At 72.8% G+C, this 23,500-nt stretch carries 25 protein-coding genes; 11 read left to right on the top strand and 14 right to left on the bottom strand.

The window, feature by feature from the left end:
- Nucleotides 1-158: 158 nt before the first annotated feature.
- Nucleotides 159-1,355, bottom strand: a complete 1,197-nt coding sequence (locus ABT084_RS15455; RefSeq protein WP_351043136.1) for a globin domain-containing protein — start codon at nt 1,353-1,355, stop codon at nt 159-161.
- A gap of 104 nt (nt 1,356-1,459) precedes the next feature.
- Complete coding sequence (locus ABT084_RS15450) at nt 1,460-1,900, bottom strand: RrF2 family transcriptional regulator (protein WP_351043133.1); 441 nt, start codon at nt 1,898-1,900, stop codon at nt 1,460-1,462.
- A gap of 206 nt (nt 1,901-2,106) precedes the next feature.
- On the opposite strand from ABT084_RS15450, the gene ABT084_RS15445 reads away from it, so the two are divergent.
- The 3 genes from ABT084_RS15445 to ABT084_RS15435 all read left to right on the top strand — a co-directional run bounded on the left by ABT084_RS15445 (nt 2,107) and on the right by ABT084_RS15435 (nt 5,437).
- A complete protein-coding gene (locus ABT084_RS15445; RefSeq protein WP_351043130.1) occupies nt 2,107-3,519 on the top strand; it encodes a family 2B encapsulin nanocompartment shell protein in 1,413 nt (470 codons plus the stop codon).
- A gap of 25 nt (nt 3,520-3,544) precedes the next feature.
- Nucleotides 3,545-4,621: a family 2 encapsulin nanocompartment cargo protein polyprenyl transferase gene (locus tag ABT084_RS15440; RefSeq protein WP_351043127.1), complete on the top strand. Its 1,077-nt coding sequence runs from the start codon at nt 3,545-3,547 to the stop codon at nt 4,619-4,621.
- Between the two features lie 231 nt (nt 4,622-4,852).
- The gene (locus ABT084_RS15435; protein WP_351043125.1) at nt 4,853-5,437 is read left to right on the top strand and encodes a GNAT family N-acetyltransferase; all 585 of its coding nucleotides are present in this window, start codon (nt 4,853-4,855) and stop codon (nt 5,435-5,437) included.
- A gap of 143 nt (nt 5,438-5,580) precedes the next feature.
- Here the strand turns inward: ABT084_RS15435 and snpA are convergent, their stop codons facing one another.
- Nucleotides 5,581-6,249: a snapalysin gene (gene snpA, locus ABT084_RS15430; protein ID WP_351043123.1), complete on the bottom strand. Its 669-nt coding sequence runs from the start codon at nt 6,247-6,249 to the stop codon at nt 5,581-5,583.
- A gap of 208 nt (nt 6,250-6,457) precedes the next feature.
- Between snpA and ABT084_RS15425 the strand changes: the two genes are divergently transcribed.
- Nucleotides 6,458-7,477, top strand: a complete 1,020-nt coding sequence (locus ABT084_RS15425; RefSeq protein WP_351043120.1) for a LysR family transcriptional regulator — start codon at nt 6,458-6,460, stop codon at nt 7,475-7,477.
- 76 nt (nt 7,478-7,553) lie between these two features.
- Here the strand turns inward: ABT084_RS15425 and ABT084_RS15420 are convergent, their stop codons facing one another.
- Nucleotides 7,554-8,393, bottom strand: a complete 840-nt coding sequence (locus ABT084_RS15420; protein ID WP_502968942.1) for a hypothetical protein — start codon at nt 8,391-8,393, stop codon at nt 7,554-7,556.
- Between the two features lie 186 nt (nt 8,394-8,579).
- On the opposite strand from ABT084_RS15420, the gene ABT084_RS15415 reads away from it, so the two are divergent.
- Together ABT084_RS15415 and ABT084_RS15410 are read left to right on the top strand one after the other, a co-directional pair.
- Nucleotides 8,580-9,506 carry a DUF4097 family beta strand repeat-containing protein gene (locus tag ABT084_RS15415; protein WP_351043117.1) on the top strand — a complete coding sequence of 309 codons (927 nt, stop codon included), beginning with the start codon at nt 8,580-8,582 and terminating at the stop codon, nt 9,504-9,506.
- Between the two features lies 1 nt (nt 9,507).
- Entirely contained in the window at nt 9,508-10,428 is a 921-nt protein-coding gene (locus ABT084_RS15410; protein WP_351043114.1) for a PadR family transcriptional regulator, read from the top strand.
- Between the two features lie 134 nt (nt 10,429-10,562).
- Here the strand turns inward: ABT084_RS15410 and ABT084_RS15405 are convergent, their stop codons facing one another.
- The 5 genes from ABT084_RS15405 to sodN all read right to left on the bottom strand — a co-directional run bounded on the left by ABT084_RS15405 (nt 10,563) and on the right by sodN (nt 13,176).
- Nucleotides 10,563-11,081, bottom strand: a complete 519-nt coding sequence (locus ABT084_RS15405) for a Clp protease N-terminal domain-containing protein (RefSeq protein WP_351043111.1) — start codon at nt 11,079-11,081, stop codon at nt 10,563-10,565.
- A complete protein-coding gene (locus ABT084_RS15400; RefSeq protein WP_351043109.1) occupies nt 11,081-11,290 on the bottom strand; it encodes a helix-turn-helix domain-containing protein in 210 nt (69 codons plus the stop codon). The genes ABT084_RS15405 and ABT084_RS15400 overlap by 1 nt, the downstream gene beginning before the upstream one ends.
- Before the next feature lie 99 nt (nt 11,291-11,389).
- Nucleotides 11,390-12,352, bottom strand: coding sequence for a zinc-binding dehydrogenase (locus tag ABT084_RS15395; RefSeq protein WP_351043106.1), 963 nt, complete (start codon nt 12,350-12,352; stop codon nt 11,390-11,392).
- A 62-nt stretch (nt 12,353-12,414) separates the two neighbouring features.
- Nucleotides 12,415-12,558, bottom strand: a complete 144-nt coding sequence (locus ABT084_RS15390; RefSeq protein WP_351043104.1) for a hypothetical protein — start codon at nt 12,556-12,558, stop codon at nt 12,415-12,417.
- A gap of 222 nt (nt 12,559-12,780) precedes the next feature.
- On the bottom strand, nt 12,781-13,176 hold the full coding sequence (gene sodN, locus ABT084_RS15385) for a superoxide dismutase, Ni (protein WP_351043101.1): 396 nt from the start codon (nt 13,174-13,176) through the stop codon (nt 12,781-12,783).
- Nucleotides 13,177-13,283: 107 nt separating this feature from the next.
- Between sodN and sodX the strand changes: the two genes are divergently transcribed.
- Nucleotides 13,284-13,730 carry a nickel-type superoxide dismutase maturation protease gene (gene sodX / locus ABT084_RS15380; RefSeq protein WP_351043353.1) on the top strand — a complete coding sequence of 149 codons (447 nt, stop codon included), beginning with the start codon at nt 13,284-13,286 and terminating at the stop codon, nt 13,728-13,730.
- On the opposite strand, the gene ABT084_RS15375 is transcribed toward sodX, so the two are convergent.
- The gene (locus tag ABT084_RS15375; protein WP_351043098.1) at nt 13,634-14,263 is read right to left on the bottom strand and encodes a CGNR zinc finger domain-containing protein; all 630 of its coding nucleotides are present in this window, start codon (nt 14,261-14,263) and stop codon (nt 13,634-13,636) included. The two genes, sodX and ABT084_RS15375, sit on opposite strands and share 97 nt — an antisense overlap.
- A gap of 100 nt (nt 14,264-14,363) precedes the next feature.
- Between ABT084_RS15375 and ABT084_RS15370 the strand changes: the two genes are divergently transcribed.
- Nucleotides 14,364-15,125 (top strand): class I SAM-dependent methyltransferase, encoded by a 762-nt coding sequence (locus ABT084_RS15370; RefSeq protein ID WP_351043095.1) that lies wholly within the window; start codon nt 14,364-14,366, stop codon nt 15,123-15,125.
- 106 nt (nt 15,126-15,231) lie between these two features.
- Here the strand turns inward: ABT084_RS15370 and ABT084_RS15365 are convergent, their stop codons facing one another.
- From ABT084_RS15365 to ABT084_RS15355, 3 genes are read right to left on the bottom strand one after another with little or no spacing between them, the layout of a single operon-like run.
- A complete protein-coding gene (locus ABT084_RS15365; RefSeq protein ID WP_330335186.1) occupies nt 15,232-15,984 on the bottom strand; it encodes an amino acid ABC transporter ATP-binding protein in 753 nt (250 codons plus the stop codon).
- An 11-nt stretch (nt 15,985-15,995) separates the two neighbouring features.
- On the bottom strand, nt 15,996-16,937 hold the full coding sequence (locus ABT084_RS15360) for an amino acid ABC transporter permease (RefSeq protein WP_502968941.1): 942 nt from the start codon (nt 16,935-16,937) through the stop codon (nt 15,996-15,998).
- Nucleotides 16,938-16,966: 29 nt separating this feature from the next.
- Nucleotides 16,967-17,920: an ABC transporter substrate-binding protein gene (locus ABT084_RS15355; protein WP_351043093.1), complete on the bottom strand. Its 954-nt coding sequence runs from the start codon at nt 17,918-17,920 to the stop codon at nt 16,967-16,969.
- 523 nt (nt 17,921-18,443) lie between these two features.
- Here ABT084_RS15355 and ABT084_RS15350 point away from each other — a divergent pair.
- Nucleotides 18,444-19,646 carry an NAD(P)-dependent malic enzyme gene (locus ABT084_RS15350; RefSeq protein ID WP_351043091.1) on the top strand — a complete coding sequence of 401 codons (1,203 nt, stop codon included), beginning with the start codon at nt 18,444-18,446 and terminating at the stop codon, nt 19,644-19,646.
- Nucleotides 19,647-19,751: 105 nt separating this feature from the next.
- Here ABT084_RS15350 and ABT084_RS15345 read toward each other — a convergent pair whose 3' ends face one another.
- On the bottom strand, nt 19,752-19,928 hold the full coding sequence (locus ABT084_RS15345; protein ID WP_351043089.1) for a DUF6104 family protein: 177 nt from the start codon (nt 19,926-19,928) through the stop codon (nt 19,752-19,754).
- A gap of 170 nt (nt 19,929-20,098) precedes the next feature.
- On the opposite strand from ABT084_RS15345, the gene ABT084_RS15340 reads away from it, so the two are divergent.
- Together ABT084_RS15340 and ABT084_RS15335 are read left to right on the top strand one after the other, a co-directional pair.
- Nucleotides 20,099-22,180, top strand: coding sequence for a VMAP-C domain-containing protein (locus tag ABT084_RS15340; RefSeq protein ID WP_351043086.1), 2,082 nt, complete (start codon nt 20,099-20,101; stop codon nt 22,178-22,180).
- 143 nt (nt 22,181-22,323) lie between these two features.
- Nucleotides 22,324-23,334, top strand: coding sequence for an AAA family ATPase (locus tag ABT084_RS15335; protein ID WP_351043084.1), 1,011 nt, complete (start codon nt 22,324-22,326; stop codon nt 23,332-23,334).
- Nucleotides 23,335-23,500: the final 166 nt, after the last annotated feature.

The following is a 23,500-nucleotide window of genomic DNA, read 5'->3' as shown; positions in this document are numbered from 1 at the left end:
CGGTCACCTTGCGTATCCGTCCGATTACGCAACGGGTGTAGCGGAGGCGCTCCCGCCCTGGCTATGGCGCTCGTACGGTGTGCGAGCGCCGTACGAGCGGATCCGGCCACCGGTCCCGCCGGCCCCGCGCGACCCGCCCGCCCCACCCGCCCCGGGCGTCACCCCGCGGCCAGCCACAGGTCCGGGCCGAACACCTCGTAGTGGAGGTCGGCGGCCGCCACGCCCTTGGCGAGCAGCTGCTCGCGCACCGCCCGCATGAAGGGCAGCGGACCGCACAGGTACACCCGCGTGCCGGGCGCGACGTGTACGTCGGTCAGGTCGACCCGGCCCGCACGGTCACCCGGCTCGGGCGCCTCCTCGTACCAGAACAGGGCCTCGGGGCCCGCGAGCTTGCCCGCGAGCGCCCGGTGGTCGGCGGCCAGGGCGTGGTCGGCGGGGGAGCGGTCGGCGTGGACGACGGTGACGGGGCCGTCGTGCCCGGTGTCGGCGAGGTGCTCCAGCATCGACAGCATCGGGGTGCAGCCGATCCCCGCCGAGGCGAGCAGGAGCGGCGCCGTGGTGTCCCGCAGGACCAGGTCGCCGTACGGGACCGAGACGCGCAGCCGGTCGCCGGGGCGGACGTGGGCGTGCAGGTGGCCGGAGACCTCGCCGTCGGGGCCCGCGGCCGCCGGGCCGTGCACCCGCTTGACGGTGATCGCGCGCACGGGCGAGCCGGGGGCGCTGGAGAGGCTGTACTGGCGGATCTGGCGCGCGCCGTCGGCCAGGGTGACCTGGACGGAGACGTACTGGCCGGGCGCGAAGTCCGGGGCGGGGGCGCCGTCGGCGGGGGCGAGGCGGAAGGTGGCGCAGTCCGCCGTCTCCTCGGTCCGGTCCGTGACCGTCCACTCGCGCCAGACGTCACCGGCGGCGACCCGCGCGCCCTCGTACAGGCGCTCCTCGATCGCGACGAGGGCGTTCGCCATCAGCCAGTAGACCTCGTCCCAGGCCTCCGCCACCTCGGGGGTGACGGCTTCGCCCAGCACCTCTGCGATGGCCGCGAAGAGGTGGGTGCGGACGACCGGGTACTGCGCGCGGGTGACGCCGAGCGAGGCGTGCTTGTGGGCGATGCGGTGCAGCATCACGTCGGGGCGGGTGTCCGGGCGCTCCATCAGGTGCGCGGCGAAGGCGGCGATGGAGCCGGCGAGCGCCTGCTTCTGCAGGCCGGCGGCCTGGTTGCCGCGGTTGAAGAGGTCGCGGAGCAGCTCCGGGTGGGCCTCGAACAGCTTCGTGTAGAAGAGCTCCGTGATGTCACCGATGGCCGCCCCGACGGCGGGAAGGGTGGCGCGGACGGTCGCGGTCGACTTCTCGGAAAGCACCTGTGCACCTCGCGTGGTAATGGAAAATGGTATCTAGTAATCGCATTAAAGGGCGCGCGGCCGCCGGGTGCCCCTCGGGTGTCCTCGAGCGGCCCCGTCGCGCGTCAACTCGTTCGGGTGGTCCCGATGCCCAGCAGGAGCGGCCCGGTCGGGGCCGCCACCAGGCTCTCCACCGTCAGCGGGTCCAGTGCGGCGAAGAACGCCTCCTGGGCCCCACGCAGCGCGCCGCGCAGGATGCACGCGGAGCGCAGCGGGCAGGGGGTGGTGCCGTCGCAGTCGACGACGTCCCCCGCCCCCTCCAGCTCGCGGACGAGCCCGCCGACCGACGCCCGGCGCCCGGCGGCGGTGAGCGCCAGCCCGCCGCCGCGGCCGCGCCGGGCCTCGACCAGGCCCAGGTGCTGGAGTTTCGCGACCACCTTGGCGGTGTGCGTGTACGGCACCTCCATGGCGCCCGCCACCTCGCGGGTGGTGGGGAGGTCCGCCTCCTCGACGGCGAGGCGCATCAGGACGCGCAGGGCCAGGTCGGTGAATCGGGTGAGCCGCATGCGCTCGACTCTAGAAAAGTTGCATCTCTAAGGCAAGTTAACGGCCGGAACGCACGGGGTCGCCGAGACCCCTGGGACTCGGGTGAACCCAAGAGAGTGCCCATCCCTCGGACGGAGTAGTCCCACCCTTTTGTGTAATGGTCTCACCACGCACCGTGCTGAAAGGCTGCCACTGCAGACCCATGGAGTGATCGAAAGGGAAACACATGTCGGTCCAGGCAGGTTCCGAGTCCGAGGCCCAGCCTCAGCAGCCGCAGCGCAGTCTCGCGACAGCAGCCGCGCGGAACTTGGCAACCACCACCAAGTCCAAGCCGCAGATGCAGGAGATCACCTCGCGGTGGCTGCTGAAGATGCTGCCGTGGGTGTCGGTGCAGGGTGGCACCTACCGGGTGAACCGCCGCCTCACCTACACCGTCGGCGACGGCCGCGTGGAGTTCATCAAGACCGGGACCCAGGTCCAGGTGATCCCGGCCGAGCTGGGCGAGCTGCCCCTGCTGCGCGCGTACGAGGACATCGACGTCCTCACCGAACTCGCCCAGCGCTGCAACCAGGTCGACTTCGAGGCCGGCCAGGAGCTGACCTCCTTCGGCAACCCCGCGGACAAGGTGTTCCTGCTCGCCCACGGCCGGATCGACCAGATCGGCCCGGGCCCCTACGGCGAGGACGCCGTCCTGCGCACGGTCGCCGACGGCGCGTACTTCGGCGAGGGCGCCCTCGTCGACGAGGAGGCCATCTGGGAGTACACCGCCCGCACCGCCACCTCCGGCACCGTGCTCGTCCTGACCCGCCAGGACTTCCAGCTGCTCGCCGACCGGGTGGACTCCCTCCGGGCGCACGTGGAGCACGTACGCTCCCAGCCGGCCCACGAGACCAACAAGCACGGCGAGGCCGCCATCGACCTCTCCGCCGGTCACAGCGGCGAGGCCGTCCTGCCCGGCACCTTCGTGGACTACGAGGCCAGGCCCCGCGAGTACGAGCTGAGCATCGCCCAGACCGTCCTGCGCGTGCACACCCGCGTCGCGGACCTCTACAACCAGCCGATGAACCAGACCGAGGAGCAGTTGCGGCTCACGGTCGAGGCGCTGCGCGAGCGCCAGGAATTCGAGATGCTCAACAACCGCGACTTCGGCCTGCTCCACAACGCCGAGTACGACCAGCGCATCCAGCCGCACGACGGCGCGCCCAGCCCGGACGACATGGACCAGCTGCTCAGCATGCGGCGCGGCTCCAAGATGTTCCTCGCGCACCCCAAGGCCATCGCCGCCTTCGGCCGCGAGTGCAACAAGCGCGGCCTGTACCCCGAGTCGATCGACATCGGCGGTCACCGGGTGCCGTCCTGGCGCGGGGTGCCGATCTTCCCGAGCAGCAAGATCCCGGTCAGTGAGGCCCGTACGACCTCCATCCTCTGCATGCGCACCGGCGAGGACGACGGCGGTGTGATCGGCCTGCACCAGCCCGGCATCCCGGACGAGATCGAGCCGAGCCTGTCGGTCCGCTTCATGGGGATCAGCGAGCAGGCGATCATCTCCTACCTGGTCACCGCCTACTTCTCGGCGGCCGTCCTGGTGCCGGACGCCCTCGGTGTGCTGGAGAACGTCGAGATCGGGCGCTGGCGCTGAGCGGGCGGCCGGGGGAGACGACGGCATGACGGCCACCGAGGAACGGCCGGTCGGCGACGGGGTTCCCGTCCGCGGCGAGCCTCCGGCCGATCCGGGCCAGGAGGCCGCCGTCCTGCTGGCCAGGACAAGAGAAACGGTCAACCCGCGACTGCGCCGTACGGTCGAGAGCCTGCCCGGTCCGATGCGGCGCGTGGCCATGTACCACTTCGGCTGGGAGCAGGCAGACGGGACCCCGGCCGCGGGCCAGGCGGGCAAGGCCATCCGGCCCGCCCTGGTCCTCGCGTCCGCCCAGGCGCTCGGCGGGCGCGGTGAGGACGCCGTGCCGGCGGCGGTCGCCGTGGAACTGGCCCACAACTTCACGCTGTTGCACGACGACGTGATCGACGAGGACGTGCGCAGGCGTGGCAGAGCCACGGCCTGGAGCGTGTTCGGGATACCGGAGGCGATCATCTCCGGGGACGCGATGATGGCGCTGGCGCTCCAGCAGCTCGCGGAGGATGCCCATCCGGCCTCGGCCCGGGCCTCGGCCCGGCTCGCGGCCTGTGTCATCGAGCTGTGCGGCGGACAGCAGGCGGACATCGCCTTCGAGCGTCGCGAAGACGTTTCGCTGGACGAGTGCCTGTCCATGGCGATGGCCAAGACCGGGGCGCTGCTCGGGTGCGCCTGCGCGCTCGGCGCGCTGTACGCCGGGGCCGGGCCCGAGGAGGTCGACGCGATGGACGCCTTCGGCCGCGAGGCCGGGCTGGCCTTCCAGCTGATCGACGACCTGATCGGCATCTGGGGGGACCCGGAGCACACGGGGAAGGCCGCGGGCGCCGATCTGCGGGCGCGCAAGAAGTCCCTGCCGGTCGTGGCCGCGCTCACCTCGGGCACCGGGGCGGGCGCGGAGCTGGCCGCCCTGTACGCGGGGCCGATGGAGATCGGCGACGTACGCCGGGCGGCGGACGCGGTGGAACGGGCCGGCGGGCGGGACTGGGCGCAGGCCCATGCCGCCGACCGGATGGGACGGGCCGTGCAGCAGCTCGCGCGGGCCGTGCCGGACCCCGGAGCGGCGGACGGGCTGCTGGCACTGGCCGAGTTCGTGACCCGCAGGACGCGCTGAGGCGCGCTGAGGCGCGCTGAGGCGCGCTGAGGCGCGCTGAGGCGCGCTGAGGCGCGTCGGCCCCGGGGGGAGACGGGGGAGACGGGGGAGAGGGGGCGAGGGGGCGAGACGGCCGGTTCCGGTACCCGCAAGGTGCCGGAACCGGCCTTTCCGCACGTCCGGGCCAACTCTAGGATCGCGCAAGGCTGTTACGCGTGACGAAGGGTGAGGCTGATGGGTGCGGATGGGGTCATGGAGATACGGACCGGCGGCGCGGCGGACCGGGACGCGGTGGCGCGGCTGCTCGACGCGGCCTTCTTCGACGACCCGGTGAGCAGCTGGGTCTTCCCGGATCCCGAGCACCGGCGCGCCGTCCACGGAAAGTTCCTCGGCGTCTTCGTCGACGTGGCCCTGGCCGAGGGCCGGATCGACCGCGCGGCGGACGGCTCGGCGGCGGCGCTGTGGCTGCGGATCCCGGCCGGGGAGCCCGAGGGCGAGGACGAGGTCCCGGCGCGCATGCGGGAGGTCGCGGACCCGGACAACGAGCGGTGCGAGCTGGTGGGCCGGCTCATGGGCGAGGTGCACCCCACCGCCGAGGAGCACGAGTACCTGCTGATGATCGCGGTCTCGCCGGACCGTCAGGGGGAGGGGCTGGGCAGCGAGTTGATGCGCCCGGTGCTGGAACGCTGCGACCGGGACGGCGTCCCCGCGTACCTGGAGGCGAGCAGCGAGCGGAGCATGCGGCTCTACGAGCGGCTCGGCTGGGAGTTCACGGGGACGCCGGTACGCCTGCCGGACGGCCCCCTGATGTGGCCGATGTGGCGCAAGCCGCGCTGACCGGGGTCACGGCCCGCGGCGGGGCCGGGCCGGCGCGTCGTACGCGGTCGGGCGTGAGATGCGGGCGCGGTGGAAACCGGAGGCCGCGGACGGCCCGGGCTCCTGGCGGGAGCCCGGGCCGCCCCCCGTGCGGCCGGGCCTGATCAGCCCTTGGTGCCGAGGCCCGAGGCGACGAGGCCGTTGGCCCACAGCTGGTTCACGCGGGCGCGCTCGGCGGAGTTCGGGTTGGTGTTCTGGCAGGACGTGCCGGGCCCGCCGCCGGACATCAGCTCGCTGCACGGCCCCGAGTAGTGGTCCGGGAGGCCGAGGACGTGCCCGGTCTCGTGGGCCGTCACGCGGGTCGAGTTGTACTGCTGGTTCTGCGCGTAGTCGAGGAAGATGTACCCCCGGCCGTGCCCGTCGGTGCTGGCGTACGAGCCGCGCGAGTCGCTGCCCTCGTAGTAGGCGAAGTTCCCGCCCGAGGACACCTCCTGCAGCTTGACGTTGGACACCGAGGAGTTCCAGATCTGGGTGGAGCGGGATATCTGGCTGCGGAAGCTGGGCGCGCTGCGGGTGTTGTAGGTGACCGTGACCGCCTTCAGGCCCGGGTTCGCGGCGCGCTGTTCGGCGACCGAGCGCTGCACGGCCTCGAAGAAGGCGCGGTTCGCGGCGGCGTTCTCCTGCGAGCCCTCGTACGCGGCGTACGAGGCGGGGCTGCCGGTGGGGACGGCGGCCGGGGCGGCGCTGGCGGTGGCGACGGGGAGGATGCCGAGCGCGGCGGTCATGCCGAGTCCGACGACGGAGGCGAGCGCGGTCCTTCGGGAGTGGCGCATGTGGGGTGCTCCTGCTCATCCGGTGTGGGGGGTTGGTGGTTCGGTTACCGGATTCTGCGGGAGCCGGAGCGGGTCGCGGATGATGTCAGGGGCCGATAGCGCGGGGCTATCGGCGAGTTTTCGGCAGGGCAACTTCCGTGAGAATGGCGGGATTCGGGGGGCTATCAGTGGCTGGTGCGGTCCACGGGGACCGCCCTACTCTCGGGACATGGAGCTCGAGGTGAGGCACTTGCGCGCGCTGTGCGCCATCGCCGACGCCGGCAGTCTGCACAAGGCGGCGCGGCAGCTCGGGGTGAGCCAGCCCTCCCTGACGACCCAGCTGCGCCGGATCGAACGCGCCCTGGACGGCGAGCTGTTCCTGCGCGAACGCACCGGGTGCCGCCCCACCCCCTTCGGGCGGACAGTACTCGGCCGGGCCCGCCCCCTGCTGGAGGAGATGGCGGCCCTGGTGGCCGAGGCGAGGGCGCTCGCGCACGGGCCGCGGCTGCGGATCGGCTCCACCGCCAGCCGCGCGCTGCCGGGCTGGCTGCGCAGGCTGCACCGGCGGCTGCCGGACACGGAGACCTCGCTCGTGGTGGACGTCTCGGCCAACGCGCTGCTGCGGATGGTGGCTTCGGGACGGCTTGACGTGGCCTTCGTGCACGAGGTGGAGGGCTTCCCGCTGCGGGTGCCGCCGGGGCTGGAGGTGCACGTGCTGATGGAGCGCGAGCCGCAGTTCGTCTCGATGGCCCGGGACCACCCCGCGGCGCGCCGACCGGTCGTGGAGTTACGGGAGTTCGCCGCCGACCGGTGGACGGTGGACCCGTCGGTCGACGGCGAGTGGGACGGTCTCCGCCGGGTCCTCGCGGGCGCCGGACTGCGCCCCGCGGTACTCCACGCCGACTACCACACCGCCGCCTCCCTGATCGTCTCCGGCGAGGCGGTCGCGCCCTGCCAGCCGACGTCCGGCCCGCGCGATGACATGGCGATCCGGCCGCTGTACGGGGACCCGCTCGCCGTGCGCCTCCTGCTGGCCACCCGCCCCGGGGCGCACGCGGAGGTGTACGACGACCTGCGCGCGGCCTACCGCGAGGCGGCCCTCGGCACCCCGCCGTACCGCGCCTGGCTGCACCACCACGAGAGCCCCCTGCTGGACGCGGACGCGGGCGCGGGCGCGGGCATGGGTGGGGGCGTGGGTCCGGGCCCGGATACGGACACGGACACGGAGCCGGGCGCGGAGGCGGCGTAACGATTCTTCAGTCCGCCGGGACCGCCGGGCGGGCTGCGGGCTGCGGGCTGCGGGGTGAGGGCCGGGGCCCCGGGCCTCACGCCCGGGCGCGGTCCCGCTCGGCCCGGCCGTGGTCGCGGGCCCGGTCGTACGCGAGGCCCAGCGCCCCGTGGGTGACCAGGAGCGCGCCCGCGGCCAGCCAGCCGGGGCTGCGGCGGCGGGCCGCCCACAGCATCAGGGGGGCTCCGGCGGCGACCTGGGCGGCGCCCGCGCACCGGGCGCGGGGCCCGCGCAGCCAGGGGCCCAGCGGCCCGCCCTCCACCTCGTCGAGCTCGGCCCGCACCGCGTCGCGCCAGCCGGACCACTCCACGGCACCCGCGCCCGGGGCGACCCGCGCGGCCTGCCGCAGCCGGTCGGCGGGCTCGCCGGGGGAGAGGCCGGCGGGCAGTGCCAGCCCGGCCCGGGCGAGGAGCGCGATCAGCCCCAGCAGCCGGGTCCCGCCGTCGGCGGCCTCGTCGGGCCGGGTGAGCCGCTCCAGCTCCTCCAGGTCGAGCACGGGGTCCAGGCCGAGGCGCGCGGTGAGCGTCCGCATGGTGTCCGGGTCGCCCAGCGGCGTCCCGTCCGCCGCCCACCCGTAGGAGACGGGCCGACGCGGACCGGACGCGAGGGCGAAGCCGCTCTCCCCGGACTCCCACCACAGGCCCAGCACCGGCCAGTTGGCGCCGATCGCCAGCGCCGAGGTCCAGCCGGCCAGCACCTCGTCCACGGACTCCTCCGCCCCGGCCCACGGCGCGCCCTCGGGGACCAGGGAGGTCCACTCGCCCGCCGGGGCGAGCAGCAGGCGCTCGCGCAGGATGTGGGCGGCGGCGGGTCGGACGGCGGTGGGCTCGGCGCGGCAGAGCAGCAGTCCGCCCGCCGTGGTCTCGGAGATCGACATGCCCTCACGCTAAGGCAAATCGCTCCTACCGCCCTAACCATCACAAAGTGACGCTCGGGCGCGCGAGGGTCGACGGAGTCGCTTGACTTCCGATATCCGCGATATATCGTGTTACTCAGAAGACGCGATATGTTGCGTCACGCCGAACCCCGGCACCCACGCGCTCGCCCGAGGAGGATCAGCACCATGGCACACCAGACGACCTGGTCCATCGCCGAACCCCAGCAGCTCACCTTCGAGGAGCCGGTCGCCGAGCTCCGCGTCCGCGTCGTGGGCGGCACGGTGAACGTCGTCGCGGCGGAGGGTCCGGCGCAGCTGGAGGTCAGCGAGGTCAGCGGTCCGCCCCTGCACGTGGTGCAGGAGGGCGACACCCTGACCATCTCCTACGAGGACCTGCCCTGGAACGGCTCGCAGAACCTGCGCAAGTGGTTCGACTCCAAGCCGTGGAAGGCCTGGACGGGCTCCGGATCCGCCGGCGGCGCCAAGGCCTGGGAGCGCAGCGCCGTCATCTCGCTGACCCTGCCCGCCGCCACCCGGGTGCAGGTGGCCACCGTCAGCGCCACGGCCTTCGTCTCGGGCATCGCGGGGACGACCGATGTCAACGGCGTCTCCGGCGACGCCACGCTGGTGGGGCTGTCCGGGGCCGTCAAGGCGCACACCGTGTCCGGCAGCGTGGAGGCGCAGGCCCTCAGCGGCACCCTCGGCTTCCACTCCGTCTCCGGCGGTCTGACCGTGGTCGAGGGCGCGGGCGGCAGCGTCCGGGCCGACTCGGTCAGCGGCGACATGCTCCTGGACCTGGACCCGGACCAGAGCGCCCCGCAGCCGGTGGACATCGCGCTCAACTCGGTCTCCGGCCAGGTCGCGATCCGGCTCCCGCACCCCACGGACGCTCGCGTCGAGGCCAACACCGCCACCGGCGGGGTCTCCAACGCCTTCGAGGACCTGCGGGTCTCCGGCCAGCTGGGCGCGAAGCGCATCACCGGCACCCTCGGGGCCGGGACCGGCACGCTGCGGGCCACGACCGTCTCCGGTTCGATCGCGCTGCTGCGCCGCGAACCGAGCGAGGCGGCCGCCCCGTCCGCCCCCCTCGAGCTCGACAAGAAGGTGCTCTGACATGCCGCCCGTCTTCGCCCACGGCCGCCTGCGGCTGTATTTGCTGAAGCTGCTCGACGAGGCCCCGCGGCACGGGTACGAGGTGATCCGCCTGCTGGAGGAGCGCTTCCAGGGGCTCTACGCGCCCTCGGCGGGCACCGTGTACCCGCGGCTGGCCAAGCTGGAGGCCGAGGGGCTCGTCACGCACGCCACCGAGGGCGGGCGCAAGGTGTACTCGATCACCGAGGCGGGCCGCGCCGAGCTGGCCGACCGCAGCGGTGAACTCGCCGACCTGGAGCTGGAGATCCGCGACTCGGTCTCCGAGCTGGCCGCGGAGATGCGCGACGACGTCCGGGGCGCCGCGGGTGACCTGCGCCGCGAGATGCGGGCGGCGGCGGCCGCCTCCGCGTCCGGCACGCGGGTGGAGGACGAGACCTGGCGGCTGGCCAAGGAGGAGCTGCGCCGGGCCCGCCAGGAGTGGAAGGAGCAGGCCCGCCGGGCGAAGGACGAGAGCCGCCGGGCCCGCGAGGAGGCCCAGCAGGCCCGTCGCCAGGCGAAGGAGGCCCAGGACCGGGCCCGCGAAGAGGTCCAGCGGATCGCGAGCCAGCTGCAGGACCAGTTCGCGAAGTCCGGGGTCCGCGAGGGGCTGTCCGACTTCACCGACAAGATCGGCAGTCTGGCGGGTGTCTGGCTCGGCTCCGCCGCGACCCATGACGGCGCCAGGGACGCGAGGGAGCGGTCCGCGCCCTCCGGCTGGGCCGAGGACCTCCACCCCACCGGGGACCCGGCGCGCGACCTCGACCGGCTGCTCGACCGCTTCCGCGACGAGGTGCGGGACGCGGCCCGTGACCACGGGCTGAGCGCTGCCCAGCTGGAGGAGATCCGCGCCGACCTGGCCACGGCCGCGTCCCGCATCACCACCACGGTCCGCGCGCCGCGCTAGTGGGGGTGAGGCGGCGGGTCCCGGCGGAGCGGATCCCCTGGGGCTCCGCCCCGGACCCCGCGCCTCACACGCCGGCGAGGCTGGGGTGGGCGGCACTGGGGTGCGGTGCGCGGCCCGGTCGGGGTGTGTGCCCGTCAGGCGGTGCGGGTGGACTCCTCCACGCGGGCGTAGGTGACGCCGTGTGCGGTGAGGACGTCCGCCACCGGGCCCGGGGCGGTGAGCAGGGCCAGGAGGAGGTGGGTCCGGGTGATGGTCTTCTCCCGGCCGCCCAGGGCGATGCGGAGCGACCGCTCCAGGGTCTTCTTCGCGCCCGGTGCGAAGCGGACGCGGCCGCCGGCCCGCGGGCGGGCGGCCGCCGTGGCCAGCGCGCCCTCGCCGTGGCTCTCCTCGACCCGGGCGAGGATCTCGGACAGGTCGATGCCGAGGCCCGCCAGGGCCTCCTCGTCCGCCTTCGACATGCCGCCCCGGCGCCGGGCCTCGGCCAGGGCGGCCACGGCCGAACCCCGGTCCACGCCCAGCGGGTCGAGGGTGCCCAGCTCCAGCAGGGCCAGCAGCAGGTGCTCCTCGGTCACCGCGCCGGCGCCGCAGCGCCGCGCTTCGGTGACCGCGCCCGTGACCGTCTCACGCGCGTCGTCCGTGAACCTTTCGAACATCAGAGCCTCCCGTGCTTCTTGTGCACGGCCTGCCGGCTGACGCCCAGCTCGGCCGCGATGTCCTGCCAGGACCACCCCTGGTGGCGCGCGCTGCGTACCTGTACGGCCTCCAGCTGCTCCAGCAGCCTGCGGAGGGCGGCCACGGCCCGCAGACCCACGCGCGGGTCACGGTCACCGGCCCGCTCGGCGAGATCGGTTGCTTCCGTCATGCTGTCAATTTAGGTTGACGGGGGAGGGCTGTCAACCCACATTGACATCCGGAGGGCCGGGGAGGGGGGAGGGGGAGCGACCCGTCGGCCCGTCAGACGTCAGACCGTCAGCACCACCTTGCCGAACAGCTCACCCGACTCCAGCTTCGCGAAGCCCTCCCGCGCCCGGTCCAGCGGCAGCACCTCGTCGATGACCGGGCGCACCCCCGTGGCCGCGCAGAACGCCAGCAGGTCCTCCAGCTCGTCCTTCGTGCCCATCGTCGAGCCGACGATGTTCAGCTCCAGGAAGAAGATCCGGGTCAGTTCCGCGTGCGCCGGCCGGTCGCCGCTGGTCGCGCCCGAGATCACCAGCGTGCCGCCCGGGCGCAGGGACTTCACCGAGTGCGACCAGGTCGCCGCGCCCACCGTCTCGATCACCGCGTCCACGCGCGCGGGCAGCCGCGCCCCGGGCTCGTACGCCTCGACCGCGCCCAGCTCCACCGCGCGCTCGCGCTTCGCCGCGTCCCGGCTGGTCGCGAACACCCGCAGACCGGCGGCCTTGCCGAGCACGATCGCGGCGGTCGCGACCCCGCCGCCCGCGCCCTGCACGAGGACCGAGTCCCCGGGCCGCACCCCGGCGTTGGTGAACAGCATCCGGTAGGCGGTGAGCCAGGCCGTCGGCAGGCAGGCGGCCTCCTCGAAGGACAGCTGCGCGGGCTTGCGCAGGACGTTCCAGGCCGGGACGGTGACCTGCTCGGCGAAGGTGCCCTGGTAGCGCTCGGTCAGGATCGAGCGCGGCTCGTCCGGGCCCACCCCGTGGCCGCTCTGGCCGATCACGGAGTGCAGGACGACCTCGTTGCCGTCCTGGTCGGTCCCGGCCGCGTCGCAGCCGAGGATCATCGGGAGTTTTTCCTGGCCGAGACCCACCCCGCGCAGGGACCACAGGTCGTGGTGGTTGAGGGAGGCGGCCTTGACGTTCACGGTCACCCAGCCGGGGCGGGCCTCGGGCGCCGGGCGCTCGCCCAGCTCGAGGCCGCTCAGCGGCTGGTCACGGTCGATACGGGCGGCATAGGCAGCGAACATGCGGCCAGACGCTACCGCTCGGTAGGTCGCCGCCGCCAGAGCTCCCGGCACTCCCGGCCTGTCTATCGGATCACGTCGGGACCGGCCCCGCCGCGGCTCCGGTCCCGCCCCGGCGCGCGGGTGCGGTCCGCCTCGCGGTCGGTCTCCGGGGCCGCCTCCCGGGCCGCCCGGCGGCCGGTGAGCGGAATCCTTTGTTCGATCGTCAATTACCCGTGCGTACAGCCCCCTTGCCCGCTCTCAGGGGGGAACCGGAACGTCAAGGGCAGGCCAGAAACCAGGGTACGATTCTGGCCATGCACCACCATGCAGCCCTCCCGGCACGGGGGTCGGGAGGGCTGCAAGGGGCGTACGCAGAGGGGCCCGGTCGCGGCATGCGACCGGGCCCCTCTGTGCGTGGACCGGGTGGGTCCGGCTGATCACCTGGGTGATCAGGCGGCCTTGGTCTCCCAGAAAATGCGGTCGATCTCCGCGATCAGCTCGAGGGCCTTCTGGCCGGTCGCCGGGTCGTTCGACGCCTTGGCGGCCGAGAGGGCCTTCAGGGTGTCGTTGACCAGCGCGTGCAGCTGCGGGTACTTCTCGAAGTGCGGCGGCTTGAAGTAGTCGCTCCACAGCACCGAAACGTGGTGCTTGGCGAGCTCCGCGCGCTGCTCCTTGATGGTGATGGCGCGGGCGCGGAAGTCGGCGTCGTCGTTGGCCTGGTACTTCTCCTGCACGGCCTTGACGGACTCGGCCTCGATGCGGGCCTGGGCGGGGTCGTAGACGCCGCACGGCAGGTCGCAGTGCGCGCTGACCTTGACCTTGGGAGCGAAGAAGCGGGAAAGCATGGGGGTGGGTCCTCCTCGTGATCGTCTTCTCAAGGGGGAGATTACTCCGTGAGAAAGCGGATTTCGCGGGCGGCCCCGTGGGCTTAGGACAAAAGTCCAGCGTCACGATGGGGGCGGTGAGCGAACGTACGGACGAAGCGGGAAGGTGTCACATGCGCGTGCGGATCGGGATGGTGGAGGTGTACGGGCCCTCGATGGCCCCCACCCTGGACTCGGGCGACCAGGTGCTCGTCCACTACGGGGGCCGGGTGCGCCCCGGTGACATCGTGGTGCTGCGCCATCCGCTCCAGCAGGACCTGCTGGTCGTCAAGCGCGCCGCCGAGCGGCGCGCGGGCGGCTGGTGGGTGCTCGGGGACAACGGTTTCAACGAGAGCGGGGACAGCGAGGACTACGGCGCGGTGCCCGACGAACTCGTGCTGGGCGTCGGGCGGCTGCGCCTGCGACCGCCCGCTCCCGGTCAGACCTCGCTGGCGGCCCGGGCGTCCTGGCTGGCCCGCGCGGTGCGCCCGCTCTTCGCGGACCCGTCCGCCTCCTCGCGCTTGCGGGCCCGGTAGGCGGCCACGTTCGCGCGGGTGGCGCAGCGGTCCGAGCAGTAGCGCCGGGACCGGTTGGTGGAGGTGTCGAGGTAGGCGTTGCGGCACGGCAGCGCCTGGCACAGGCCCAGCCGGTCGGCGCCGTACTCCGTGAGGTGGAAGGCCAGACCCATGGAGGCGATCGCGGCGTACCCGGCCGAGGCGTTGGACGGATGGTCGGCGAGGTGCATGTGCCAGTTCGGCGCGCCGTCCGGGCCGAGCAGCTCGTGCCCGGAGATCTGCGGGCTCACCGGGAACTCCATCAGCAGCGAGTTGAGCAGGTCCACCGCCAGGACGTGGTCGCCGGAGTCCGCCGCCTCGAAGACCGAGCGCAGCCGTCCGCGGACGTTGCGGAAGCGGGTGACGTCCGCGTCGGTGACCCGGCGGGCGGCCTGTGTGCTGGCGCCGAACAGGGCCCGCGCCGCGTCCACGGAGGTCAGCGAGTCCGTGTTGCGGGCCGGCTCCTCGGTGTTGACCAGGCGCACGGCGTGGTCCGAGTAATGGGCCAGTTCCACTTGTAGTCCTTACGGCTGCGGATTAGTCTGCGGGTGTGCCGTTCGGTAACGGCCGCTTCGGTATTAAGGGTATTACGGACGGGCGTATGGAGGCTTCGGGATGACGGACGCGGCGACCGGAACGGACTGGCAGGCCTGGCAGGACAGCTGGGACCGCCAGCAGGAGTGGTACATGCCCGACCGCGAGGAACGCTTCCGGGTCATGCTGGACATGGTCGAGGCGGTCGTCGGCGCGGCGCCCCGGGTGCTCGATCTGGCGTGCGGTACGGGAAGTATCACGGACCGCGTCCTCAAACGGTTCCCGGACGCCATCAGTACGGGCGTCGATCTCGACCCCGCCCTGTTGACCATCGCCGAGGGCCACTTCGCGGGCGACGACCGGGTCACCTTCGTCACCGCGGACCTCAAGGACCCCGACTGGGCCGCGCGGCTCCCGTACGACAGCTACGACGCCGTCCTCACGGCCACCGCCCTGCACTGGCTGCACAGCCCGCGCCTCGCCGTGCTCTACGGGCAGCTCGCGCCCCTGGTGCGCACCGGCGGCGTCTTCATGAACGCCGACCACATGCCCGACCCCACGACCCCGCTGATCAACGCCGCCGAGCGGGCCCACCGCCACGCGGGCATGGACCGGGCCCGCGCCGAGGGAGTGCTCGACTGGGCCGACTGGTGGGCCCTGGCCGCCGCCGACCCGCTGCTCGCCGAGCCCACGAAGAAGCGGTACGAGATCTACGGCGAGCACGCCGACGGCGACACCCCGGACGACGCCTGGCACGCCCGCACCCTGCGCGAGGCGGGCTTCTCGGAGGCCCGTACGGTCTGGCGCTCCCCGTCCGACGCCCTGGTCCTAGGACTGAAGTAGGAAATCGAGCGGGAACTCGAGCGGGAAATAGGGGAGACCCGGGGGGACGGCGAGAGGGGCGGTACGGGGGATCCCCGTACCGCCCCTCTTCGCGTCGCGTCCGCGGCTACAGCACCTTGGACAGGAACGCCTTCGTCCGGTCGTGCTGCGGGTTGCCGAGGACGTCGCGCGGGTTGCCCGCCTCGACGACCACGCCGCCGTCCATGAACACCAGGCTGTCGCCGACCTCGCGGGCGAAGCCCATCTCGTGGGTGACCACGATCATGGTCATGCCCGACTCGGCCAGGTCCCGCATGACGTCGAGGACGTCACCGACGAGCTCCGGGTCGAGCGCCGAGGTGGGCTCGTCGAAGAGCATCAGCTTCGGCTCCATGGCCAGCGCGCGGGCGATCGCCACGCGCTGCTGCTGGCCGCCGGAGAGCTGCGAAGGGTAGTTCCCGCCCTTGTCGCCCAGGCCCACCCGGTCGAGCAGCTTGACGGCGCGCGCCCGCGCGACCGCCTTGCTCTCGCCCTTGACCATGACGGGGGCTTCCATGACGTTCTCTATGGCCGTCATGTGCGGGAACAGGTTGAAGCGCTGGAAGACCATGCCGATGTCCCGGCGCTGGGCCGCGACCTCGCTGTCCTTCAGCTCGTAGAGCTTGTCGCCCTTCTGGCGGTACCCCACCAGCTGGCCGTCCACGTAGAGCCGGCCGGCGTTGACCTGCTCCAGGTGGTTGATGCACCGCAGGAAGGTGGACTTGCCGGAGCCGGACGGGCCGACCAGGCAGAACACCTCCCGCGGAGCGACCTCGAGGTCGATGCCCCGCAGGATGTGGGCGGCGCCGTAGGACTTGTGCACGGCCTCGGCTTTGACCATCGGCTGGGCGGTCACTTCGCCACCTCCGTACGGCGGAACATGTTCAGGTTGGAGCGCAGCCGCTGGAACGGCGTCGGCGGCAGGCTGCGCAGCGAGCCGCGCGCGAAACGGCGCTCCAGGTAGTACTGGCCGACGCTGAACACGCTGGTCAGGGCGAGGTACCAGATCGACGCGACGATGAACATCTCCATCACCGCGAACGAGGTGGCCGCGATGTCCTGAGCGGCCCGCAGCAGGTCGGCGTACTGCACGGCGACGACCAGCGACGAGGTCTTGAGCATGTTGATGAACTCGTTGCCCGTCGGCGGCACGATCACGCGCATCGCCTGCGGCAGCACGACCCGGCGCATGGTCTGCGTACGGGTCATGCCCAGCGCGTGCGAGGCCTCCGACTGGCCCTCGTCGACCGACTGGATGCCAGCCCGGACGATCTCCGCCATGTACGCGCCCTCGTTGAGGCCGAGACCCAGCAGGGCGGCCAGGAAGGGGGTCATGACCTGGGTCATCTCGTCCTTGTAGAACCCGAGGTTCAGGATCGGGAAGATCAGGGCGAGGTTGAACCAGATGAGCAGCTGGACGTAGACCGGGGTGCCGCGGAAGAACCAGATGTAGAACCAGGAGATGGTGCTGGTCACCGGGTTCTTCGAGAGCCGCATCACCGCGAAGGCGACGCCCAGGACCAGACCGAGCGCCATGGCCGCGACGCTGATCAGGACCGTGTGCCACAGACCGCTGAGGATGCTCGCGTCGAAGAGCTTCTCGGGGACGGTCTGCCAGCGCACGTTGCCCTGGGAGAAGGCGTAGATGATCGCGCCGAACAGGACGAGCGCGATGACTCCGCTGACCCAGCGTCCGTAATGCCGGACGGGGATGGCGCGGATCATTTCGGGAGGTACGGACCCGGCCGGCGGGGTGGCCGCCGGTCCGGGGACCTTTTCGAGCTTGTCAGTCACAGTGACTGCCCTTCAGTGCTGCGTGGGGGTCACTGACCTGCGTTGACCTGGGCCTTGGTAACGGCGCCGGAGGCCGCGTTCCACTTGTCGAGGGCGGCCTTGTAGCTGCCGTCCTTGATGGTGGCGTCGACGGCGGCGGACAGGGCGTCGCGCAGCTCGGTGTTCTTCTTGTCGATGGCGATGCCGAAGAGGCCGGCGTCGCCCGGGTTGGCGACGGCCTCGAAGTCGTTGCCGCCGCCGGCGGTCTGCGCGATGTACGCGGCGACCGGGGAGTCGTTCAGGTCGGCGACGGCGCCGCCGGCCTTCACGCGGGTCTGGGCCTCGGCGTCGGTGTCGAAGGCCTCGATGGAGAGCTTCGCCTTGCCGTCCTTCTCACACTTGGCGCTCTGGTCCTTCGCGGACTGCTCGTACGTCGTGCCGCGCTGGACGGCGAGCTTCTTGCCGCACAGGTCGTCGAGGGTCTTGATGCCCTCGGGGTTGCCCTTCTTGACCAGGATGCCGGTCGAGGCGGTGAAGTAGTCGACGAAGTCGACACCGTTACCGGTCTTCTGGCCCTTGTCGTCGAGACCCTGCTGGCGGGCCTTGGTGTCGCTCATGGAGGACATGACGACGTCGGTGCGGCCGGTGGGCAGACCGCCCAGCAGCGTGGCGAAGGTGCCGGAGGTGAACTCGAACTTCACGCCGAGCTGCTTGCCGAGGGCCTCGGCGATGTCGGGGTCGACACCGACGATCTTCTCGCCCTGCTTGAACTCCATCGGAGCGTAGGTGGCGTCCGTGCCGACCTTGATCACGCCCGCGTCCTGGATCTTCTTCGGGAGCTTCGAGAACAGCGGGGCGCTGCTCGTCTTGCCGCCCGTGTCGGAGCCCTTGTCGGTCTGGTCGCCGCAGCCGGTGAGGATCAGGGCGCCGGCGACCGCGATCGCGCCGACCGCGGCGATACGGGACCGGGCGGCAGTCGTGCGGCGGGTGGTGCTTGCGGTCATGAGCTGGTTCCTCCGACAGGGGTGGAAAGCATCCGATGGCGGTCCGGCACGCAGCTTCGAGTGTCGCGACCTTGTGTGATTACGGCATCTTGCCATTCGGACTGACGCATTCAGGCTGCCCATCAGGTCAAAATCGCATAACGGGCGACCCCGGGAACCCAACATCACTGCGGGTATGGGCTGTCGCGGCAGGACTATGCGCCGTGCGGGAGCCTCTTTACCGGAGTTTTTGCGGCCCGTCTCGGGTACTGGACACAGACTCTTGGACTTTTCGCCAAAACCAGGACAAGAAGCTTATGGTCGAGCAGGAATCGACTCGTCTGGGTGAGCGTTCTTCGGGTAGAACAGATCCTTACACCCCTCATCCGGGGCTCAGGGCGCGCGTGCGGCGCGCCCGCGCGTACGAACCTCCCCTTCGCGGAGACGGGCCAACCGTCGATGCGGAGTACGGACGCGGTGCCCGCCCACCCCTTAACCAGGAGTGGTCACCCTCAACGATTCAAAGACTTAAGGGGTCAAGAAAGTGGCAGCGGAGATCGTCAATCCTCGCAGCGACAGCGTTACGGACAACAACCCGGATGCGGTGTTCGCGCTCCACCGGGGCGGCAAGATGGCCATCGTGGCCACCGTCCCCGTCCGGGACAAGGACGACCTGTCCCTCGCATACACGCCCGGCGTGGCCAAGGTGTGCACGGCCATCGCCGAGCAGCCCGACCTCGTGAACGAGTACACCTGGAAGTCCAACGTGGTCGCCGTCGTCACCGACGGTACGGCCGTGCTCGGACTCGGTGACATCGGGCCGGAAGCCTCCCTCCCCGTGATGGAGGGCAAGGCCATCCTCTTCAAGCAGTTCGGCGGTGTCGACGCGGTCCCGATCGCGCTCGCCACCAAGGACACGGACGAGATCATCGAGACCGTGATCCGCCTCGCGCCGTCCTTCGGCGGGGTGAACCTGGAGGACATCTCCGCCCCCCGGTGCTTCGAGATCGAGCGCCGGCTCCAGGAAGCCCTGGACATCCCGATCTTCCACGACGACCAGCACGGCACCGCCATCGTGTCGCTGGCCGCCCTGCGCAACTCCGCCAAGCTGACGGGCCGCACCCTCGCGGACCTGCGCGCCGTGATCTCGGGCGCGGGCGCGGCGGGCATCGCCATCGCCAAGATCCTGGTGGACGCGGGCATCGGTGACGTCTGCGTCACCGACCGCAAGGGTGTCGTCTCCGCCGACCGCTCCGACCTGACGGACGTCAAGGCGGAGATCGCGGGCCTCACCAACAAGAGCGGCCTGACGGGATCCCTGGAGGACGCCCTCGTCGGCGCGGACGTCTTCATCGGCGTCTCCGGCGGTACGGTCCCCGAGGCCGCGGTGGCGACGATGGCGAAGGACTGCTTCGTCTTCGCCATGGCCAACCCGAACCCGGAGGTCCACCCCGACGTCGCGCACAAGTACGCGGCGGTCGTGGCCACGGGCCGCTCGGACTTCCCGAACCAGATCAACAACGTGCTGGCGTTCCCCGGCATCTTCGCGGGCGCCCTCAAGGTCCGGGCCACCCGGATCACCGAGAACATGAAGATCGCCGCCGCCGACGCCATCGCCGGTGTCGTCGGTGACGAGCTGGCCGCCGACTACGTGATCCCGTCGCCGTTCGACGAGCGCGTCGCCGAGGCCGTCACCGCGGCCGTCGCCGCCGCGGCCCGCGCGGACGGAGTGGCGCGCCTCGCCTGAGGACGCGGTCACCCGACCGAGCACACACGCCGAAGGCCCCGCCGGAACGATCCGGCGGGGCCTTCGGCGTACGCGGCGGGGGCCGTCCCGCTCGTCCTACTCGTCCTACTCGTCCTCGTCGTCGAGCCGGGCCAGCCAGGTGGCCAGCCGCTCGACCGGGACCTCGAAGTCCGGGTTGAGGTCCACGAAGGTCCGGAGCTGCTCGGCGAGCCACTCGAAGGTGACCTCCTCCGAGCCGCGCCGCTTCTCCAGCTCCTCGATGCCGCGATCGGTGAAGTACAAGACAGGCTCCGTGCGTGAAAGGGGGGTAGTTACCGGCCAGGATAATCCGCGTCGGCCGGACACCTCCCGCCGGACAGCGGCCGGGGATAGCCTTGATTACCTCAACACGCTTGGCGGGCGCAGTCGTTGGTTGCTGCTGGGTGCTGATTCACCGGGACCGGGGGCGGGGGATGGCGGACGGGCGCACGGGCGACTCCGCGCGCGCCTTCGAGCTCCTCGAGCCCCTCGTCCAGGCCGCGACCGTGCGCGTCCACGCCCCGCCGAGCGGGTATGAGGACCCCGGGACCGGTGCCACGTGGGGGAGCGGGTTCTTCATCGCTCCCGGCTGGGTCCTGACGTGCGCGCACGTGGTGGGGGAAGGGGGCGGCGGCATGCGGCTGGCGGGCCGGGAGGTCGGCATCACCTTTTCCTCCGGCGGGGACGGCGCCACCGGCACCGTCGCCGGGCGCGTGGAGTGCGTCCTGCCCGAGCGCCTGGAGCGGCGCCGCCCGGCCGGGCCGGGCCTGTGGGAGCTGCCCGACCTGGCGCTCGTCCGCGTCCTGGCTCCCGTCTCCCACGCCTGCGTCTGGCTCACCGACCGGGCCAGGCCCCGCTTCGACGAGGTCGCCTACTTCGGCTGCACCGAGGACCTCGGCACCCCCGAGATCACCGGCCGCACCACCCGGCTGCGCGGCACCGCGGGCAACGGCGCCGCCATCCGGCTCGGCGCCGAGGACGACATCGAGCACGGCATGTCCGGCGGCCCCGTCGTGGACCTGGCCCGCGGCGAGGTCGTCGGCGTGGTCAAGGCCCGCGGGCGCGGCGGCGGCGGGCTCGCCGTCTCCGTCGTCCAGCTGCGGACCCTGCCGATGGCCGCCAAGAGCCGGATCGGGCTCTACCGCCGGGTGATGCAGGCCCACGACCTGCACCACTACGACCAGCACCTCAGCGATGTCGACAACCGCCGCACCTGGACCGACGTGCACGACGAACTCCCGCGCCCCGATCCCGACCCCTACGGCGGCCGCCAGCGCCTCACGCCCGGCGAGCGCACCACCCTGTGCGGGTTACTCGCCGAGCTGCCCCCGCCCGGCTCCTCCGAGGCCGTACGGGTCCTGGTCGAGGCGGCCCGCGGCGAGGAGCCGGACCCCGGCCCGCTGGCGCCGCTGAGCTGGCGCGACGGGCTCGGCCTGCTCTACGACCCGCCCGGCGGGGTCAGCGAGGCCGCCGCGATGCTGCGCTACGCCACCGACGTGAGCGTGGCCGAACACCGCGAGCCGCCCGCCCCCGGCGCCGACGAGGAGCTCTGGGACTGGGTCCGGGCCACCGCCGAGCGGCTCTGGCGGCCCCTGCGCCGGGAGCTGGGCGAGCGCCACGAGCGGGGCCTGGCCGAGCGCGAGGCCGCGCGCGAGCGCGGCCGGCTGGCCGCCGCCGGGCAGGCCGTGCGGATCGGGCCCGCCCGCGCCGCCGAGGTCCTGCCGCCCGGCCCCTCGGTGCTGCTGGAGGTGTGGGCGCACTGCTGGGAGGACGTCTACGACTGGCGGGTCTCCGTCTTCCTCGGGCCGGAGCACGTGAGCCCGGTCGACGCGGGGGAGCGGGCCACCCTCGCCGCCCTGCCCGAGCTGCTGCGGGCCCCGCTCGCCGAGGCCTTCCGGCGCTGCGACACGCACGAGGGGGCCGCGCTGCTGGAGGCCGTCGTCGCCCCCGAGCTGTTCGGCCTGCCCGTGGACGAGTGGGTGGTGAGCGGCACGGCCCCGCTGGGCACCCAGCGGCCCGTGGTGCTGCGCCACCCGCCCGAGGACGGGCCGCCCGACCCCGAGACCGGCCACCGCAGGGCCGACCGCTGGGCGCGCGTACAGGCGGGACCGCTGCTCGACGAACGGGCCGACTGCGACCGGGGGCGGGGACGCACCCCGACGTACGCCTGGCTCGACGGGCAGCCCGACAACACCGTGCCGGTGCACTGCCGGACCACGAAGGCGGACCCCACCCTCGGGTCGCTGCACCTGGCCCACCGCGCCGGGTACGGGGTCGTGCTGTGTCGGCGGCCCCCGGCGGACCCGGCGCTGCCGTGCGCGCCGTTCCACCGCGGGCTGCGCGAGGAGCTCGCCGACGCCGGGCGCGCCGGGGTGCTGGCGCTGCGGCTCCAGTCCCTGCGGGGGCGGGCGCACGGGCGGGACCCCGACGCGTACTGGGCCGCGGGGCTCGGGCTGGTCTGGGACGACCCGGGCCGACCCCTGCCGGACGACGAGCCGCTGCAGGGGGACCTGTGAGCGGGCGGGGTCGGGCGGGCGGTGGTGCGCGCCGGGGAGTGGGCCCCGGGGAGTGCGCGCGCCGCGGCCGGCGCGGCGCGCGGGAACGGGAGCGGGGAGCGGCCATGAACGCGGGGAGCGACCAGTGAAGGCGGCGAGCGGCCATGAATGACGAGTGGCTCATCTACCGGGGGATCGGCGAGCCCCACGACGGGATCGACGCGCTGCCCGACCCGCCGCCCTGGCGGGACTTCGACGGCGGACCCGTCATCGATCCGGGGGAAGCGGCCGCGGCCGCCGACAGCGCGGCCACCCGGCGGCTCGGTGCCCACCGGCACGCCGCCGCGCTGCACCGGCCCGAGCCGGAGGAACTCGAAGCCATCAACGCCGCGTTGTACCTGCGGCGGCCCCTGCTGGTGACCGGATATCCCGGCACCGGCAAGTCCACGCTCGCGCACGCCGTCGCGCACGAGCTGAAGCTCGGCCGCGTGCTGCGCTGGCCCGTGGTCTCGCGGACCGTGCTCCAGGAGGGCCTCTACCGCTACGACGCCATCGCCCGGCTGCAGGACGTACAGATCGCCGCCGGGGGCGCGGAGCCCGGCGGGGCGCCCGGGATCGGCAAGTACATCCGGCTCGGCCCCCTCGGGACCGCGCTGCTGCCCACCGACCGGCCGCGGGTGCTGCTCATCGACGAGCTGGACAAGAGCGACATCGACCTGCCCAACGACCTCCTGAACGTGCTGGAGGAGGGCGAGTTCGCGCTCCCCGAGCTGGAGCGGGTCGCCGACCGCGAACCCGAGGTGCGGGTGCTGACCGACGACGGCGCGAAGGCCGCCGTCCGGGACGGCCGGGTCCGCTGCCGGGCCTTCCCCTTCATCATCCTGACCAGCAACGGCGAACGGGACTTCCCCGCCGCCCTGCTGCGCCGCTGCATCCAGCTCAAGCTCGGCCCGCCCGGCGAGAAGCGGCTCGCCACCATGGTCAGGGCCCATCTGGGCGAGGAGGCGGCCACGCTCGGCGCCGACCTCATCCGGGAGTTCCTCAGCCGCTCCCAGAGCGAGCTCGTCGCCGCCGACCAGCTCCTGAACGCCATCTACCTCACCCACTACGCGGCGCCGCCCACCCGGGAGGACCTCGCCGACCTGCTCATCCAACGGCTCGACCGCTCGAGGTAGGGCCCCGTGACCGCCGCCGCCCCCGGTCCGCCGCCGCCCGCGATCCGTGAGCTGGCCGCGCTGCTGCGCGCCGCCGGGCTCGACCCGTCCGCCGAGGAGCTGGCCGACGCCCTCTGGCTGGCCGGGCGCACGACGGCGGCGGCGCGGGCCGCCGGCCCCGCCCGGG

Source organism: Streptomyces sp. NPDC002138 (genome assembly GCF_040296485.1).
GTDB lineage: Bacteria > Actinomycetota > Actinomycetes > Streptomycetales > Streptomycetaceae > Streptomyces.
Note: the sequence above shows the minus strand (reverse complement) of the source record. Positions and strands in the feature narration are given on the sequence as shown.